General features: G+C 66.3%; 15 protein-coding genes. 11 read left to right on the top strand and 4 right to left on the bottom strand.

What is annotated here, in order from left to right:
- The first annotated feature begins 47 nt into the window (after window positions 1-47).
- Window positions 48-1,301, top strand: coding sequence for a serine--tRNA ligase (gene serS / locus M1247_RS02770; protein ID WP_317154721.1), 1,254 nt, complete (start codon window positions 48-50; stop codon window positions 1,299-1,301).
- Window positions 1,298-2,107 carry a DUF5718 family protein gene (locus M1247_RS02775; RefSeq protein WP_317154722.1) on the top strand — a complete coding sequence of 270 codons (810 nt, stop codon included), beginning with the start codon at window positions 1,298-1,300 and terminating at the stop codon, window positions 2,105-2,107. Before serS ends, M1247_RS02775 begins: the two co-directional genes overlap by 4 nt.
- On the opposite strand, the gene M1247_RS02780 is transcribed toward M1247_RS02775, so the two are convergent.
- Complete coding sequence (locus M1247_RS02780; protein WP_317154723.1) at window positions 2,104-2,436, bottom strand: hypothetical protein; 333 nt, start codon at window positions 2,434-2,436, stop codon at window positions 2,104-2,106. The genes M1247_RS02775 and M1247_RS02780 overlap by 4 nt on opposite strands.
- Complete coding sequence (locus M1247_RS02785) at window positions 2,433-4,004, bottom strand: Rieske 2Fe-2S domain-containing protein (RefSeq protein ID WP_317154724.1); 1,572 nt, start codon at window positions 4,002-4,004, stop codon at window positions 2,433-2,435. The genes M1247_RS02780 and M1247_RS02785 overlap by 4 nt, the downstream gene beginning before the upstream one ends.
- A 139-nt stretch (window positions 4,005-4,143) precedes the next feature.
- On the opposite strand from M1247_RS02785, the gene M1247_RS02790 reads away from it, so the two are divergent.
- The 3 genes from M1247_RS02790 to M1247_RS02800 are packed head-to-tail and all read left to right on the top strand — an operon-like array spanning window position 4,144 to window position 6,504.
- Window positions 4,144-4,914 carry a lysophospholipid acyltransferase family protein gene (locus M1247_RS02790; protein ID WP_317154725.1) on the top strand — a complete coding sequence of 257 codons (771 nt, stop codon included), beginning with the start codon at window positions 4,144-4,146 and terminating at the stop codon, window positions 4,912-4,914.
- Between the two features lie 7 nt (window positions 4,915-4,921).
- Window positions 4,922-5,683, top strand: a complete 762-nt coding sequence (locus M1247_RS02795) for a lysophospholipid acyltransferase family protein (RefSeq protein WP_317154726.1) — start codon at window positions 4,922-4,924, stop codon at window positions 5,681-5,683.
- Entirely contained in the window at window positions 5,680-6,504 is an 825-nt protein-coding gene (locus tag M1247_RS02800; RefSeq protein ID WP_317154727.1) for an HAD family hydrolase, read from the top strand. Before M1247_RS02795 ends, M1247_RS02800 begins: the two co-directional genes overlap by 4 nt.
- Window positions 6,505-6,509: 5 nt before the next feature.
- On the opposite strand, the gene M1247_RS02805 is transcribed toward M1247_RS02800, so the two are convergent.
- The gene (locus tag M1247_RS02805) at window positions 6,510-8,123 is read right to left on the bottom strand and encodes an N-acetylmuramoyl-L-alanine amidase (RefSeq protein WP_317154728.1); all 1,614 of its coding nucleotides are present in this window, start codon (window positions 8,121-8,123) and stop codon (window positions 6,510-6,512) included.
- A 124-nt stretch (window positions 8,124-8,247) separates the two neighbouring features.
- Window positions 8,248-9,210, bottom strand: a complete 963-nt coding sequence (locus tag M1247_RS02810; RefSeq protein WP_317154729.1) for a hypothetical protein — start codon at window positions 9,208-9,210, stop codon at window positions 8,248-8,250.
- Window positions 9,211-9,447: 237 nt separating this feature from the next.
- Here M1247_RS02810 and glf point away from each other — a divergent pair, with 237 nt between their 5' ends.
- The 6 genes from glf to M1247_RS02840 all read left to right on the top strand — a co-directional run bounded on the left by glf (window position 9,448) and on the right by M1247_RS02840 (window position 17,677).
- Window positions 9,448-10,650 carry a UDP-galactopyranose mutase gene (glf, locus tag M1247_RS02815; protein WP_317154730.1) on the top strand — a complete coding sequence of 401 codons (1,203 nt, stop codon included), beginning with the start codon at window positions 9,448-9,450 and terminating at the stop codon, window positions 10,648-10,650.
- The gene (locus M1247_RS02820; RefSeq protein ID WP_317154731.1) at window positions 10,647-12,611 is read left to right on the top strand and encodes a glycosyltransferase; all 1,965 of its coding nucleotides are present in this window, start codon (window positions 10,647-10,649) and stop codon (window positions 12,609-12,611) included. The genes glf and M1247_RS02820 overlap by 4 nt, the downstream gene beginning before the upstream one ends.
- Window positions 12,608-13,153, top strand: coding sequence for a phosphatase PAP2 family protein (locus M1247_RS02825; RefSeq protein ID WP_317154732.1), 546 nt, complete (start codon window positions 12,608-12,610; stop codon window positions 13,151-13,153). Before M1247_RS02820 ends, M1247_RS02825 begins: the two co-directional genes overlap by 4 nt.
- Before the next feature lie 41 nt (window positions 13,154-13,194).
- Window positions 13,195-14,136 carry a decaprenyl-phosphate phosphoribosyltransferase gene (locus M1247_RS02830; RefSeq protein ID WP_317155014.1) on the top strand — a complete coding sequence of 314 codons (942 nt, stop codon included), beginning with the start codon at window positions 13,195-13,197 and terminating at the stop codon, window positions 14,134-14,136.
- Window positions 14,137-14,155: 19 nt separating this feature from the next.
- Window positions 14,156-16,147, top strand: coding sequence for a terminal beta-(1->2)-arabinofuranosyltransferase (zomB, locus tag M1247_RS02835; RefSeq protein WP_317154733.1), 1,992 nt, complete (start codon window positions 14,156-14,158; stop codon window positions 16,145-16,147).
- A gap of 528 nt (window positions 16,148-16,675) precedes the next feature.
- A complete protein-coding gene (locus M1247_RS02840; protein WP_317154734.1) occupies window positions 16,676-17,677 on the top strand; it encodes an esterase family protein in 1,002 nt (333 codons plus the stop codon).
- Window positions 17,678-17,702 lie beyond the last annotated feature (25 nt).

A 17,702-nucleotide genomic window follows, 5' to 3' on the forward strand; every position in this document is an offset into this window, starting at 1 on the left:
CGACCTCGAATGTACGGCGCGACACTCCCAAAAGTAGGGTTGCGGCCGTGATCGACCTCAGGCTGTTGCGCGAGAATCCCGATACCGTGCGTGCGTCGCAACGAGCCCGCGGTGAGGACCCGGCTCTGGTCGACGCGCTGCTGCAAGCCGATGTGGCCCGGCGCGCGGCGGTGTCCGCGGCCGACAATCTGCGGGCTGAGCAGAAGTCGGCGAGCAAGCGGGTGGGTCAGGCCTCCCCGGACGAGCGACCCGCGCTGCTGCAACAGGCCAAGGATCTGGCCGAACAGGTCAAGGCCGCCGAAGTCGCACAGGTCGAGGCGGGCAAGGCCTTCACCGCCGCGCACCTGGCCATCGGCAATGTGATCATCGACGGGGTGCCTTCAGGTGGTGAGGACGACTTCGTCCTGCTCGACACCGTGGGCGAGCCGAGGGCCATCGAGAATCCCAAGGATCACCTCGAGCTGGGCGAGGCGCTCGGGCTGATCGACATGGAGCGCGGAGCCAAGGTCTCCGGCTCACGCTTCTACTTCCTGACCGGCAACGGTGCGTTGCTGCAACTGGGGTTGCTGCAGTTGGCCACCCAGCTTGCCGTGCAGAACGGCTTCACCATGATGATCCCGCCGGTGCTGGTGCGTCCGGAAGTCATGGCGGGCACCGGATTTCTCGGTGCCCACGCCGATGAGGTGTACCGGCTGGAAGCCGACGATCTCTATCTGGTCGGCACCTCGGAAGTGCCGATGGCCGGGTATCACGCTGACGAAATCATCGATCTGTCCGCCGGTCCACGACGTTATGCCGGCTGGTCGTCGTGCTTTCGCCGGGAGGCGGGCAGCTACGGCAAGGACACCCGCGGCATCATCCGGGTGCACCAGTTCGACAAAGTCGAAGGGTTCGTCTACTGCAAGCCCGAAGAAGCCGAGGCGGAGCACCGGCGGTTGCTGGACTGGCAGCAGGAGATGCTCGCCGCCATCGAGGTTCCCTACCGGGTGATCGACGTCGCCGCAGGCGATCTGGGCTCCTCGGCGGCACGCAAATTCGACTGCGAGGCCTGGGTTCCGACGCAGCAGACCTACCGTGAACTCACCTCGACCTCGAATTGCACGACGTTCCAGGCCCGGCGGTTGGCGACGCGCTACCGCGACGAGAACGGTAAGCCGCAGATTGCGGCGACGTTGAACGGGACGCTGGCCACCACGCGTTGGTTGGTGGCGATTCTGGAAAACCATCAGCAACCCGACGGCAGCGTGCGGGTCCCCGCAGCGCTGGTTCCCTTCGTCAGAACGGAAGTGCTTGAGCCATGATCGATATCGACCTTGCGGAGCTGCAGAACTGGTTCGGGTTCGGAGTGGCGGGAAACTTCGCTGGCCATCTTGAACAGGCAGGCGAGGCAGGCGATTTCGTCAAGGTGGTGACGGAAGGCTATGCGCCCAAGGGAATCTTCCCGTGGTACGCGCCCGGGCGCGACGACTTCCTCGGCGAATTCCCGCTGTCCCACGACAGCGTCGTGCTACCTGCCGAAGACGACGGCCCGCTGAACCTGCAGATCGAGCCCGAGGTGGGGATCGCCTGTCGCGTGACGTGGCGCGGAGACACCGTGGCCAGCCTTGAGCCCTTCGCGCTCGGCGCCTTCAACGACTGCTCGATCCGTCGGCCGGGCGCACCCAAGATCAGTCACAAGAAGAACTGGGGGCCGGCCTCGAAGGGGGTGGCACCGCAGTTCTTCGAAATCAGTGATCTGACCCCGGACGGCCCCACCGCGACCATGCGGTTGGTGTGCTACCTGCGCGACGGTGACGGGGAGCAGCACGCGTACGGGGTGGACTCCCCGCTGGTGGGTTACTCCTACTACGGCGAGGTGCTGCTGGACTGGATCGTCGAGCGGCTGGCCAATCAGAAGGGTGCGCAGGACACCCCGCTGGAGGACGTCGGCGCCTTGATGGTGGCCAGCGGGCACCCGGAGAACGTGTTGATCGGTATCGGCGCCACGCGGTACACCCCACTGGGGGAATCGACCTATCTCAAACCGGGCGACGAAGCCATCGTCCGCGTCTATGACAGTGCGGAGAGCTCGGCTTCTGAACTGCGACAGGTGGTTTCGACCCGTTAGCGCTCCAGCAGCGCGTCGAGCTGGGTGACGAACTCGTCCGGGCGGACCGGGGTGAAAGCCGGCCGCCAGCGGGTGCCCGCCACATCGAGGGTCACCAGTGTCGACCGGAACGGTCGGCTGACGTCGAGTGGCAGCCAGCGGCGCAGGTCCGAGCTGCCCCAGATCCGGAACCGGTGCAGGAGGTTCAGCGATGTCGCGGTATACCCGCGGACGTCGCGCAGCGGGATGACCTTCGAGGTGCCGGACGGAAAGTGATAGCGGCGCAAGGTGATCGCGTGCTGATCCAGCTGGATCAGTCCGTCGTCGTAGTGCTGGTGTGGTGCACTCATCTGCTCTCTGTGCTCCTCGCGTCCGCAGACCGCGCGCTCCGTAGCTCGTGCCCCTTGCTGGTCAGGCACCGCCCGTTCTCCAGGTTCCACTGCCAGCCGTGCAGGTTGCAGGTCAGCGTGTTCCCGTCCACCACGCCGAACTTCGACAGATCGGCTTTGAGGTGCGGGCAACGTCGCTGAATCTCCCAGCCGTCCAGCGTGATCGACGCGGTGTCGTCGTGCGCTTCGGCGAACCAGCCGTCGGCGTAGGCGATTCGCTCGTCGGTCAGGCACTTGAAGAAGGTGTACAGATACTCGTTGTAGCCGCCGACGCGCCACGCCCGGAACCGGGTGGACAGGAAGATGGTGTTGACCCAGTCCGGCTCGTTGTCGCGCACCACGGTGCGCACCAGCTCGGGTGCGATTTCGAAGCCGTACCGGAACTTCTCGTCGGCGATGGCTTCCCGCACAGTCCGTTTCGGGAAGTCCAGCACCACTGTTTCCGGCCCGAGGCGCAATTCCACGGGGTAGCCGATGCCGTCGCAGATCTGGTCGCTGGCCAGCATGATCGGCTCGAACAGCGCGCGCAGTGGCTCCAACAGCGGTTCACCGGCCGCCGGGGCCCAGCGCGCCTTCTCCGCGGCCAGTACCGGGGCCATCCGCTGGGCGTAGTCCTCGATGTAGGCGGCCTTGCCGGTGGTGAACACCGCCTCGGGGTCGTCGATCGGATGGGTCAGCGAGTTCAGTTGTGAGCCGGTGAAATCCGCGGTGGTGCCGGGCACCATCAGCAGGCCGCCGTGGTGGCCGTGCGTGCGCATCTGCTCCAGGAACACCGCCTGGTCGGGAAAGATGTTGGCCGGGTCGCCGTGATCGTCGTTGAGATCGCGCAACTCCGGGTCCAGGAAGCACGGCGGGCCCGCCGACGGCACCACCCAGGTCGCCGCGACCTGCGAGATGTACTGCCGGCACCGGTCCATCTGCCGCTGCCGCTTCTGGGTGCCGAATGCTTCCTTGGCCCGCACAGGCATGTCGTAGACCATCGGGTACCAGATCGCTCCGGAGTACTGGAGCATGTGCACGTCCACCTGACCGAAGTCGGCGTGCAGCACATCAAGATCGACCGGACGCGCGTCGTTCATATTGAAAACGGTGGTGACGCTGTCCGAAACCACCAGGCCGGAGTCACCGATCGGGCCGTCGGCAGGCGCCCGCAGCGCGATGATCATCACGTCCAGGTCGCCCTTGGGCCCGCTGACGGTGTGCTTCACCGAGTCGGTGGTCTCGAAGAATCGGTGAAAACCCAGCCGCTCGAGTTCACGCCGCAGGTCCGGGACGGGGAAGTCCGGAAGCAGCACCGTCGCGTCCTTGTTGACGTGGCGGCGCAGGTTCTCCGGGTCGAAGTGGTCCTTGTGCAGATGGGAGACATAGAGGTAATCGACGTTTCCGAGCGTGTCCCAGTCGAGGGCGCTGTTGTCCGGGAACGGGAACCAGGAAGCAAAGTACGCCGGGTTGACCCAGGGGTCGCACAGGATGCTTCCGGCCCTGGTATCGATCCGGAAGCCCGCGTGTCCGACACTGGTGACCTGCACAAACAGCCTTTCGCTTGGAACAATTGACGCCCGATCAGCCTAGCGGGAGTTGCCCGCAACGCCGAAGCGCGCCACGTCAGGGCCCCGGCTGCAGTGAGGTGGGTACGGAACGGTCCCCGCGCGCACTACGCTGGCGGCTGTGGAACCGGTGTATGGGACTGTCATTCAGCTGGCCCGACTCGCCTGGCGGCTGCAGGGTTTGAAGTTCACCGTGACCGGTGTGGAGAACCTTCCCGTCACGGGTGGCGCGGTGGTTGCCATCAACCACACCAGCTACTTCGACTTCACCTTCGCCGGGCTGCCCGCCTACCGGCAGAAGCACGGTCGCAAAGTGCGGTTCATGGCGAAGCGAGAGGTCTTCGACCACAAGATCACCGGACCCGTCATGCGCAGTCTTCGGCACATCGAGGTGGACCGCGACAGTGGCGCGGCCTCCTACGACCAGGCCTGCGACTACCTCAGGGCCGGTGAGCTGGTCGGTGTCTACCCGGAGGCCACCATCAGCCGCAGCTTCGAGATCAAGGAGTTCAAGTCCGGTGCCGCACGGATGGCGATCGCTGCGGGCGTGCCGATCGTCCCGCACATCGTGTGGGGAGCACAGCGGATCTGGACCAAGGGACACCCGAAGAATCTGTACCGGCCCAAGGTCCCGATCACGGTGGCCGTCGGTGAGCCGATCGCACCGACGCTGCCCGCGGTCGAACTGACGGCGCTGCTGCACTCGCGTATGCAGCACCTGCTCGAGCAGGTGCAGGATGCCTACGGGCCGTACCCGGCGGGTGAGTTCTGGGTGCCGCACCGGCTCGGCGGCGGGGCGCCGTCGCTGGCCGAGGCCAACCGGATGGACGCCGAGGAGGCCGCCGCAAAGGCGGCCAAACGTGCGGCCGGGACGACTGAGGCCCCGGGGTAGCCGACAGATGGAACCGGTTTTCCGCAGTCTGGAGATTGCCTCCCGCCTCGGGGTCCGGGCGACCGGAACCCGGATCACGTTCAGCGGCTTGGACAACATCCCGGCAACGGGTGGCGCGGTCGTCGCGATCAACCACACCAGCTACGTCGACTTCCTGCCTGCCGGGCTGGCCGCCACCGCACGTCATCGGCGGATGCGGTTCATGATCAAGGCCGAGATGGAGCAGGTGTCCGTCGTCGGCTTTCTCATCAAACACACCGGGACGATTCCGGTGGACCGGGGAGCCGGTGCCGGCGCGTATTCGGAGGCCGTCGCGGCGCTGCGGGCAGGTGAGCTGGTCGGTGTCTATCCCGAAGCCACCATCAGTCGCAGTTTCGAACTGAAGGAGTTCAAGACCGGTGCGGCCCGGATGGCGCTTGCCGCAGATGTCCCGATCATCCCGCTGATTGTCTGGGGCGCACATCGTATTTGGACCAAGGATCATCCGAAAGCATTGGGGCGTAATAAGATTCCGATAAATGTCGTGGTGGGTACACCGATCAGGCCGTCCGGTTCGTTCACCGAACTCGACGGGGTCCTGCGTGATTCGATGTCGGCCCTGCTGGATGAGGCGCAGTCCGATTACCCGGCTCCGCCCGGGCAGTACTGGGTGCCCCGGCGGCTCGGGGGCAGCGCGCCCACGCCGGCCGAGGCCAGGAAACTGGACGAAGCGGAATTGGCCGAGCGGGCCCGCAAGCGTGCCGAGCGCCAAGCGAATCACCGCCGGTGAGCGCGCAGACCCGGCCGGGGCTGATCGCCACCGATGTCGACGGCACCCTGCTCGACGAGAACGAGCTGGTGACGCCGCGCACCCGTGCCGCGGTGGCGGCGGCGGTGGCGGCGGGCACGACGTTCGTCCTGGCCACCGGCCGACCCCCGCGATGGATACAACCCGTGGTCGACGGTCTCGGCTTCGCGCCGATGGCGGTGTGCGCCAACGGCGCAGTCATCTATGACCCGGAAACCGACCGGGTCGTCTCGGCCCACACGCTCTCGGTAGACGACCTCGGTGAGCTGGCCGAGATCGCCACCCGGGTGATCCCGGGTGCGGGCCTGGCGGTGGAGCGGGTCGGCAACTCCGCGCATGACGCGGCCACCCCGCAGTTCGTCAGCTCACCGGGTTACGAGCACGCGTGGCTCAATCCGGACAACACCGAGGTGTCGGTCGAGGACCTGCTCAGTGCGCCCGCGGTGAAACTGCTGATCCGCAAGGCAGGCGCCCGCAGCTCGGATATGGCTGCCGAGCTGATCAAACACATCGGGCTGCAGGGCGATATCACGTTCTCGACGAACAACGGCCTGATCGAGGTGGTGCCGTTGGGCATCAGCAAGGCCACCGGGGTGGAGGAACTGGCCCGACCGCTGGGGCTGTCGGCCGCCGACGTCGTCACGTTCGGTGACATGCCCAACGACGTGCCGATGCTGAGTTGGGCCGGGCGCGGTGTGGCGATGGGCAATGCGCATCAGTACGCGATGGATGCTGCCGACGAGGTCACGGTCACCAACGCCGACGACGGCGTGGCACGGGTACTGGAGCGCTGGTGGTCCTGAGCGTCTCAGGCGCCGATCGGCGTGAAGCGCTCCAGCTGAACCGGCTGGTCGTCCGGTGAGGGCGGCGGCAACTCCAACGGGACACCGTCGATGACCCGGGTCACCGTGCCCTTCTCCCGGTCGAAGTTCAACGTGCCGTGCTGGAAGTTCTGCACAATCCACAGTGGCTCTTGAATCTCGCCGCTGGTCGGCAGGCCGAGCACGCCGCGTTCGAAGCCCAGGCTGCCCCAGGCCTCATAGATCGCGCCCGTGACGGGCTCGGCACCGCTGGCCGGTGACCAGTAGAGCGCGCCCCTTTCGAACGTCGCGTACCGGGCTCCGCCCTGGGCGGCGGCCTCGGGGGACGTCGGGTTGCCCAGGGGACCCTTTTCGGCGCCCATCGCCTGCCAGCGGTTGTAGATCGCGCCACCGCGCATCTGCTCGGCGAGCTCCTCCGGGCCGGGCGGCATGTTGAAGCGCGCGGCGATGTCGCGGATGCGGCCCATCTCGGCGTAGGCCGCGTTGCCCGGGCAGTCGGTGATGCCGACATCGCGGTGGGTGAAGATGGTCGGCAGGGTCGGGGTGGCGCCGCGCGGGAAGTGCGTGAAAGAGCCCCCGGCAGAGGTGAGCACCGTGGTCCCGTGCGGGTCGATGTGGTCGAGTCCGAGTCTCCAGCCCAGCAGGCGGGCGGTGGTGCGCAGCTGGATCGGGGTCGGCGGCACGACGTCGAAGTCGCCCAGCATCGCCACACCCCAGGTGTCGTGATTGAACCCGCCGGTGTGGGATCCCTCCACCGGCTTGTCGACGCCGCCCGCCCGGCCCTCGAATACCTGGCCGTACTTGTCGACCATGGCGTTGTAGGCGATGTCGCACCAGCCGAGGGTTCTGGTGTGGTACTCGTAGATCGACCGGATGATCCCGGCGGAATCCTCGGGCGCGTAGTCGTTGCTGCCGGCCGTATGGTGCACGATGCCGGCACGTATGCCCTTGTCGTACACCGTGTTTCCACACCGCATCGACTCGTCGGCGCCCCACTGGGCGCGGGAGATGATGTGGGGCGGGACGCCGGGGGCGGTGACCGCGGTGGGCAGCGGTCCGATGTCGGCCGGCGCCTGTGGCGGGCTGATCAGCACCGCGTTGATGTTCTGGGCGAAGGGTGCCTCGACGCTGGCCGGCTGATAGCCGAGCGCTGGTTTGGCGGCAGGCGCCGGTGCGCCTGCGCCGGTGGGGGTCGCGTCGGCCGGGCGGGACACGGCGATCTGCACGGTATTGGTACGCCCGACGAATATCGGCTCGGTGCCGCTCGGGCCGGCTGTATCGGCGCCGACGCCGTCGAGTTTTTCCGCCTCGTACCAGGGGCCCCACGAACCGTCGGACTTGCGGGCACGCACCCGGGCTGTCGTGCCATCGAGGTCTTGCGACGTCAGTGCGACCATCGAAAACGGGGTGTCCTGGTGGACCTCGCGAATGTTCTCGCCGCCGGCGAGATTGTTCAACGGTTGCTGGGTCAGCGCCGGCGCAGCTCCGGGGTGGTCTGTGTCTTCGCTGCCGGGGACGCCGCCGATGGCCCACGGCAGGATGACCACCGTCGCCGCGAGCGCGGTGAACAGAATTGACGGCGCGGGGCGGCGGGACAGCACGGACTGATGTTACGTATGAGTCTGTTGTTACCAATGATTCGACACGCGCTGTTGTGACAAGCCGAAAAACCGCAACGGCACCGCAGAGCACGGATTGCTTCTGCGGTGCCGTTTCGCGGTTGGACTACGGGGCCGGTGCCGGCACGGGCGGAGCCGCTGCCGGTACGCCCTGTTGCATGGCTCCGGTGATCGCCGGCATGACCATGCCCTTGAGCAGATCGATGGCCTGTCCGGCACCGAGCTGCTGGGCGGCGCTGGACAGATCGCCGAACAGCCCGCCGCCGCCACCGCCGCCGCCGGTCGCAGCAGGCATCGCGCCGAGCGACGGGTCGCCCAGGATGGGGTAGGTGCCCAGGCTGGGATCGGCGCCGAGTGGAGCCGAGATCGGCACCTCGCCCGGAGCGGGAAGGCCGGTCGTGTTGGAGATCTGTGTCAGTGACGGATCTCCCCCGATGGACGGCGTCGTCAGACCCGGCGTGGTCAACCCGGTGGCCCCGAGGTCAGGGGTCGTGCCCGGAGCGGTAAGGCCGCCGGGAGCGGCGCCTGCCGGGTTGGTCAGCGACGGGTTGGTGAGCGACGGGTTGGTCAGGCCCGGATCCGTGAGCGACGGCGTCGCGGCACCGGGGGCACCGCCCGGCGCAGTCAGGCCCGGCGAGGTCAGACCCGGGGAGGTGAGGCCCTCGGGGCTGGTCAGCGCCGGGTTGGTGAGCCCGGGGTCGGTCAAGCCGGGCGCGGTGAGGCCGGGCGAGGTCAATCCAGGGGACGTCAGGCCTGGCGAAGTCAATCCCGGTGAGCCGAGACCCGGCGAGGTCAGGCTCGGCGAGGCCAGCGATGGCGTTGTGCCCGAACCCGTGAGCAGGCCGGTGGGCATCGGCGGCAGGTTGATGCCGAACTGGGACAGCCCCTGGGAGAGCGCGGACATCAGTTCCCCCGGCAGATCGGTGACCAGTGCTGCCTGGGTGAATTCACGTTCCTGGGGCGCGGGTGAAAGCTGGGTTACTGCCACTAATGCGACTGGACTTGCGACTGCCACTGCGGCGACTGTGCGCATGGCTGTCGAGCACTTGCGTCGACGTCGGTTCGGCACGGAAGTCTCCTCAATATATGGACTGCGTATGAACTGCTTTGGGTTGTGCGTCTGGGTGGCTATGCGGCGGTCGCCGACCCTGGCGGGATCGTGTGTAGCCCATGAATGCCAACGTGATCGATGGTACTGCTGTGACTAGTGGGTCTAGAGTGACGATATTGAATCGTGAGCGAATTGCGACCTGCGGGCGCTATCGCATTCGGGGGACTGCGGGATGGTCGGATACCCTGGCTGCCGATGACCGCTCGTTATGACCTCCTTGTTGTTGGCTCCGGATTCTTCGGTCTGACGATCGCCGAGCGTGTGGCGACGCAGCTCGACAAGCGCGTACTCGTTGTCGACCGCCGCCCGCACATCGGCGGCAACGCGTACTCCGAAGCCGAACCGCACACAGGTATCGAAGTGCACAAGTACGGCGCACACCTGTTCCACACCTCGAACAAGCGGGTGTGGGACTACGTGCGTCAGTTCACCGAGTTCACCGGCTATCAGCACCGGGTCTTTGCGCTGCACGACGGGCAGGCCTATCAGTTCCCGATGGGCCTGGGCCTGGTGTCGCAGTTCTTCGGCAGGTACTTCAGTCCCGATGAGGCGCGCGCGCTGATCAAGGAGCAGGCAGCCGAGATCAAAAGCGCCGACGCGCAGAACTTCGAAGAGAAGGCGATCTCGCTGATCGGCAGGCCGCTCTACGAAGCGTTCATGAAGCACTACACCGCCAAGCAGTGGCAGACCGATCCCAAAGAGCTGCCTGCATCCAACATCACCCGCCTGCCGGTGCGCTACACGTTCGACAACCGCTACTTCAACGACACCTACGAGGGTCTGCCCGTCGACGGGTACACGGCGTGGCTGCAGAACATGGCCGCCGACGACCGCATCGAGGTGCGGCTGGACACCGACTGGTTCGACGTCCGCGACGAGTTGCGCGCCGGGAGTCCCGACGCCCCAGTCGTGTACACCGGTCCGCTGGACCGCTACTTCGACTATTCGGAGGGCCGGCTCGGCTGGCGCACACTGGATTTCGAGCTGGAGGTGCTCGACACCGGAGATTTTCAGGGCACACCGGTGATGAACTACAACGACGCGGACGTGCCGTACACCCGCATCCACGAGTTCCGGCACTTCCACCCAGAGCGGGAATACCCGAACGACAAGACCGTGATCATGCGCGAGTATTCGCGCTTCGCAGAGGACTCCGACGAGCCGTACTACCCGATCAACACCGAGGCCGATCGCGGCCTGCTCGCGGCCTACCGTGCGCGAGCCAAGGCCGAAACCGCCTCGGCAAAGGTGCTTTTCGGTGGCCGGCTGGGCACCTATCAATACCTCGACATGCACATGGCCATCGCCAGCGCATTGAACATGTATGACAACACGCTGGTACCGCACCTGAGCGCGGGTGCGCCGTTGGTGACCGATGACGAAAGCAGCAAAGCATGAGCGACATCCCGTCCGGCGCGCTGGACACCGGAGAATCCAGGGCGGTCAGCCTGCTGGCCAGGGTCATCCTGCCGCGACCGGGTGAGCCGTACGACGTGCGCAAGCTCTATCTCGAGGAATCGAGCACGAATTCCCGGCGGGCGCACGCACCGAGTCGGACCACACTCGAGATCGGGGCCGAGTCGGGGGTGTCATTCGCCACCTACTTCAACGCCTTCCCGGCCAGCTACTGGCGACGCTGGTCGACCCTGGAGACGGTCGTGCTCCGGGTGGAGCTGACCGGCACCGCACGCGTGGATGTCTATCGCACCAAGGCCACCGGCGCCCGCATCACCGTCGGCGGCGCCCCGGTCTCCAGCGAGACCGGCGAAACTGCCACAGGGCCTGATGGCAGCCCTCGCGCCGCGGTGGAATTCGAGATCGACCTGACCCCGTTCGAGGACGGCGGCTGGATCTGGTTCGACATCACCACCGATACCGCGGTGCGGGTGCACAGCGCCGGCTGGTACGCCCCGACGCCCGCGCCGGGCCGGGCCAACGTCGCCATCGGAATCCCGACCTTCAACCGGCCCGCGGACTGCGTCAACGCGCTGGCTGCGCTCACCGCCGATCCCCTGGTGGACGAGGTGATCAGCGCTGTCATCGTGCCGGATCAGGGCACCAAGAAGGTCAAGGACCATCCCGGATTCGCGGCGGCAGCCGCCGCACTCGGCGACCGTCTCTCGGTGCACGACCAGCCGAACCTGGGTGGCTCGGGTGGATACAGCCGGGTCATGTACGAGGCTCTGAAGAACACCGACTGTGAGCAGATCCTGTTCATGGACGACGACATCCGCATCGAACAGGATTCGATCCTGCGGGCGCTGGCGATGAACCGGTTCGCCAAGGAGCCGATCCTGGTCGGCGGCCAGATGCTCAACCTGCAGGAGCCGTCGCACCTGCACGTCATGGGTGAGGTCGTGGACCGGCAGAACTTCATGTGGACGGGCGCGCCGAACACCGAATACGACCACGACTTCGCCAAGTTCCCGCTGAACGACGACAACGAGCGCAGCAAGATGCTGCACCGCCGCATCGACGTCGACTTCAACGGCTGGTGGACATGCATGATCCCGCGCCAGGTCGCCGAGGAACTCGGTCAGCCGCTGCCGCTGTTCATCAAGTGGGACGACTCTGAGTACGGGCTGCGCGCCGGGGAGCACGGTTACGGCACGGTGACCCTGCCGGGGACCGCGATCTGGCATATGGCCTGGAGCGACAAGGACGACGCGATCGACTGGCAGGCGTACTTCCACCTGCGCAACCGGTTGGTGGTCGCGGCCTTGCACTGGGACGGCGCGATCAGCGGCCTGGTCGCCAGCCATATGAAGGCGACCCTGAAACACCTGCTCTGCCTGGAGTATTCGACAGTCGCCATCCAGAACAAGGCGATCGATGACTTCCTGGCCGGGCCCGAACACATCTTCTCGATCCTCGAGTCCGCCCTGCCGGAGGTGCGCAAACTGCGCGGGGAGTTCCCCGATGCCGTGGTCCTTGCCGGGGCCACCGCGCTACCTGCAGCGTCGGACAAGCGACGCAAAAAGGTGAAGATCCCGACGTCGTTGCCTGCCATCGCGTTCCGGCTCAGCCGGGGAGTTGTTCACCAGCTGAAGAAGGAGGACCCGTCGACCCACGTACGGCCACAGATCAACGTGGCCACCCAGGATGCCCGGTGGTTCTCACTGTGCATGGTCGACGGTGTCACCGTCACCACCGCCGATGGCCGGGGTGTGGTCTACCGCCAGCGTGACCGCGCCAAAATGTTTGGCTTGCTTTGGGCTTCGACTCGTAGGCAGATACAGGTAACCCGTCGTTTCAAGCGCATGCGCAAGGTCTACCGCCAGGCGTTACCCACCCTGACCAGCACCCAGAAGTGGGAGACGGTGCTGCCCGTCGAGGCTGGGGAGAAAGTCCGGCCATGACCGATGCCCCACGCGGCGAGGACGCCGTGTTGGTTGCCGTGCAGGCGGCGCTGGCCGGACGGCCTGGTGTCCTGGACGGCGCACGTGCCCTGTCGCACTTCGGCGAGCACAGTTTGGGCTGGGTCGGCGTGGCCGCGGCAGGCGCGCTGGTTTCCCCGGCCCGCCGCAGGTCCTGGATCGCGGTCGGCGTCGGTGCCTTCGTGGCACATGCTGCCGCGGTGGTGATCAAGCGGGTGGTGCGCCGGAAGCGGCCGCATCACCCCGACATCGCCGTCAATGTCGGGACGCCCAGCCGGCTCAGCTTCCCCTCCGCGCACGCCACCTCGACGACCGCCGCCGCCGTGCTGCTGGCCAAGGCCACCGGGCAGCCGCTGCCCGCGCTGCTGGTACCGCCGATGGTGTTGTCCCGCCTGGTGCTCGGTGTGCACTATCCCAGTGACGTGCTCACCGGAGTGGTTGTCGGGGCCCTGGTGGGAAACGTGGTCGGTAGGATCTCGGATTCTGTGGGTGCCGGGCCGAAGGAGACTGATGAGCATCGGTGAGCGGGTTGCGACGGAGCGGAAGAACGATGAGCACAACCCACATGAGTGAGGCGGCGCAGCCGACGGCCGGTCCGCCGAAGAATCTGGCGACCGGACTCATCAAGGCGATACGCCCGCGGCAATGGGTGAAGAACCTGCTGGTGCTGGCCGCGCCGCTGGCCGCCCTCGGCGGCGGCATCCAGTACGACTATGCCGATCTCGTTTACAAGGTCTCGATCGCGTTCGTGGTGTTCTGCCTGGCCGCATCGTCGATCTATCTCATCAACGACGCCCGCGATGTCGAGGCCGACCGCGCCCATCCGACCAAACGGTTCCGCCCGATCGCCGCCGGTGTGGTGCCCGAATGGCTGGCCTACGTGCTGGCCGTGGTCCTCGGTGCGGCCTCGCTGATCATCTCGTGGCTGCTGACGCCCAACCTGGCGTTCGTGATGGCGGTCTACCTGGTCATCCAGCTGGCCTACTGCTTCGGCCTCAAACATCAAGCGGTGCTCGACATCTGCATCGTGTCATCGGGCTTTCTGCTTCGCGCGATCGCAGGCGGTGTGGCCGCCGAGATCCCGCTGTCGCAGTGGTTCCTGCTGGTGATGGCATTCGGATCGCTGTTCATGGCGGCGGGCAAGCGCTACGCGGAACTGCAGTTGGCCGAACGCACCGGGGCCAAGATCCGCAAGTCGTTGGAGCGCTACACCAGCAGCTACCTGCGGTTCGTCTGGACACTCTCGGCCACCACCATGGTGGTCTGCTACGGATTGTGGGCCTTCGGGCGCGACCGTGCAGGCGATCCCATGGGCCTCGACGGCCAGGATGCGTCGTGGTACGCCATCACGATGGTTCCGTTCACCATCGCCATCCTGCGGTACGCAGTCGACATCGACGGCGGCATCGCCGGCGAGCCTGAGGAGATTGCGCTGAAAGACCGGGTTCTGCAGGTTCTGTTCGTGGCGTGGATCGGAACCATCGGTGTGGCCATCGCTTTCAGTTGACCGGGTAGGTATTCGTGGCATGACCGAACGCCTGGCCCGGTGGCCGGCGTTCCCTTACGACATCTCGGTACGAATCAGCCTGTGGGTCAGCGTGCTGGTGGTCACCGGGTTGTTCAGCTGGGGTGCCTGGCAGCGCCGCTGGATCGCCGACGACGGCCTGATCGTGCTGCGCACGGTGCGGAATCTGTTGGCGGGCAACGGGCCGGTCTTCAACGCCGGCGAACGGGTGGAGGCCAACACCTCGACGGTGTGGACGTATCTGGTGACGTTCGGAGCCTGGATCGGTGGCTCGGTCCGGTTGGAGTACGTGGTGCTGGTGTTGGCGCTTGCGCTGAGCCTGCTCGGTGTGGTGCTGGTGATGCTGGGTGCCGGACGGTTGTACGCGCCGAGCCTGCAGGGCCGTCGCGCGCTGCTGCTACCCGCCGGGGCGCTGGTGTACATCGCGTTGCCCCCGGCGCGGGACTTCGCCACCTCCGGTCTTGAAAACGGTTTGGTGCTGGCCTATCTCGGCCTGCTGTGGTGGATGCTGGTGTGCTGGTCGCAGGCGCTGCGGGCATATCCCGCGCACCCGCGGGGTGCCGCGCCCGCTCAACCGGCGCACAACATTCCCGGCCGGTTCTTCGAGGCGGTGCTGGCGGCTGTGGCCGGCCTGAGCGTGCTCGTCCGGCCGGAACTGGCACTGATCGGCGGGGGCGCGCTGATCATGATGCTGGTGGCGGCGCGGGGTTGGCGGCGCCGGACGCTGATCGTGGTCGCCGGTGGCCTGCTGCCCGTCGGCTACGAGATCTTCCGGATGGGTTACTACGGCTTGATCGTGCCGGGCACGGCGGTGGCCAAGGACGCTTCGGGGTCGAAGTGGGCGCAGGGTTTCGTCTACCTGACGAACTTCAACGGGCCCTACCTGTTGTGGGTGCCTGCGCTGCTGCTGGTGGCCCTCGGTGTGGTGTTGATGGCCACCAGGACCCGGCCATGGTGGATCAGGCGACAGGTGCCGCGCGGATACGGCTGGTTGGCGCGGACCGTTCAGAGCCCCACTGCCGTAGCGGTTTTCATGGTCCTCAGCGGTCTGGTGCAGGCGGTGTACTGGATCCGCCAGGGCGGGGACTTCATGCACGGCCGCGTGCTGTTGACACCGATATTCTGCATGTTGGCGCCGGTCGCGGTGATTCCGGTGGTGTTGCCGGACGGGACCAAGTTCACCAGGGAGACGGGGTATCTGCTGGCCGCGGCCACCAGCGTGCTGTGGGCCGCGGTGGTGGGTTGGTCGATCTGGGCGGCGAATTCGCCGGGACTGGGTTATGACGCCACCCGGGTCACCTACTCCGGGATCGTCGACGAACGTCGCTTCTACTCACAGGCCACCGGTCACGCACATCCGCTCACCGCGGCGGACTACCTGGACTATCCGCGTATGCGCGCGGTGCTGACCGCACTCAACAACACCCCCGACGGCGCGTTGCTGCTGCCGGCGGGCAATTACGATCGCTGGGAAGTGGTGCCCGCCATCCCGCCTCCTCCGGATCTCTCACCGGAAGAGAAGAGGAACTGGAATCCCCCGCACACCGTGTTTTTCACCAACATGGGCATGCTGGGGATGAATGTCGGGCTGGATGTGCGGGTCATCGATCAGATCGGATTGGCGAATCCGCTGGCCGCCCACACCGAACGGTTGACCGACGGCCGCATCGGTCACGACAAGAACCTGTTCCCGGACTGGGCGGTGGCGGAGGGACCATTCCTCAAGACCCGGGAGTTCATTCCTCCGTATCTGGATGAGGACTGGATTGCTCAAGCCGAGGCGGCGCTGAAGTGCCCCGCGACCGATGCGCTGCTCAACTCGGTGCGAGGTCCGATGGGGCCGCGGCGGTTCCTGTCGAACCTGGTGCACTCCTACGAGTTCACCAAATACCGGATCAACCGGGTGCCGCGCTACGAATTGGACCGGTGTGGGCTGGAGGTTCCGCCTCCGAAGGAGCCCCCTTACACGGGGCTTCCTGCGACCGGACCGTAGTTGCGTAACGCCCGGACGGGTTCGGTCGATACCCAGACGAAGCAGGTGTGATGGACAAACGAATGGACGGTACGAGCAGCCGATGTTGACCACGGTGACTGTGACGTTGCCCATGCTGACGGTGGCGACCCCGCGCTCGGACGTTCTCCTCAACGTGCACCTGACGTCTAATTTCGTGAAGCCGACATTGCCGACCCGGGTCCCGGCGTCGGGCGTCCGTCAGCCGGCGACTCTGGTCGCCAAGAGCGACAAGGACTTTCAGGACGTCTACGCCGGAACTGATGGCAGTGACGCGAGGTTTCGGTATCCACCGGCAGCCAATATGCGTGCCCCTGTTCAGGCCGGCTGTCGCCGGCCCCCAAACCTGATCTGATCGCCACACTCGACTGCTGAGAGGCGACCAGGGAGGACAACTGCTGGAAATAAGAATCACGCGGACGTGTGGTTGACTACACGGGCACGTGAGCCGCTTACGTCGGCCGAGTCGACGTGTGGCATACGACACATGAGAGTGAGATAGGGAGCGGTATGAAGTTCGTTGGGAAGATGCGCGGCGCTGCGACAGCCCTGTCGCGCCGGCTGACGGTTGCGGTCGCGGTCGCGGCCCTGCTACCCGGCCTGGTAGGCGTCGTAGGCGGCTCGGCGACCGCTGGGGCCTACTCTCGGCCCGGCTTGCCGGTCGAGTACCTCGAAGTTCCGTCAGCGGGAATGGGACGGGATATTCGGGTGCAGTTCCAGAGCGGTGGGCCGGGTTCTCCCGCGCTGTACCTGCTTGACGGTATGCGCGCACGCGAGGATCAGAGCGGGTGGGACATCGAGCTCCCCACGTTCGAGTGGTTCCTGGATTCCGGCCTCTCGGTCGTAATGCCCGTCGGTGGTCAGTCCAGCTTCTACGCCGACTGGTACAAGCCGGCGTGTGGCAGCAAGGACGGCGGCTGCAAGACCTACAAGTGGGAGACCTTCCTGACCCAGGAGCTGCCCGCGTGGCTGGCGGCCAACCGCGACGTCAAGCCGACCGGCAGTGCCGTCGTCGGTCTGTCGATGGCCGGTTCGTCGGCGATGATGCTGGCGCTACGCCACCCGAACCAGTTCATCTACGCCGGTTCCCTGTCGGGCACGCTGAACCCGTCCGAGGGTTGGTGGCCGACGCTGATCGGTGTCTCGATGGGTGACGCCGGCGGCTACAAGGCCGAAGACATGTGGGGCAAGTCGGATGACCCGGCGTGGAAGGCCAATGACCCGACGGTGAACGTCGCCGCGTTGGCGAACAGCGGCATCCGCCTCTGGGTGTACTGCGGTAACGGCAAGCCTGGCGAGCTGGGTGGCGCCGACATGCCTGCGAAGTTCCTCGAGGGCTTCGTGTGCCGGACGAACTCGACCTTCCAGGAGAAGTACATCGAGGCCGGCGGCAGGAACGCGGTGTTCAACTTCCCGCAGAGCGGCACGCACAACTGGGCCTACTGGGGCCAGCAGCTGCAGGCGATGAAGCCTGACCTGCAGCGCGTGCTGGGTGCTACCCCGACGGCCTGAGCGGCGCGGTAGCGAACAGAATCGA

It is taken from the genome of Mycobacterium appelbergii, assembly GCF_032883035.1.
GTDB lineage: Bacteria > Actinomycetota > Actinomycetes > Mycobacteriales > Mycobacteriaceae > Mycobacterium > Mycobacterium appelbergii.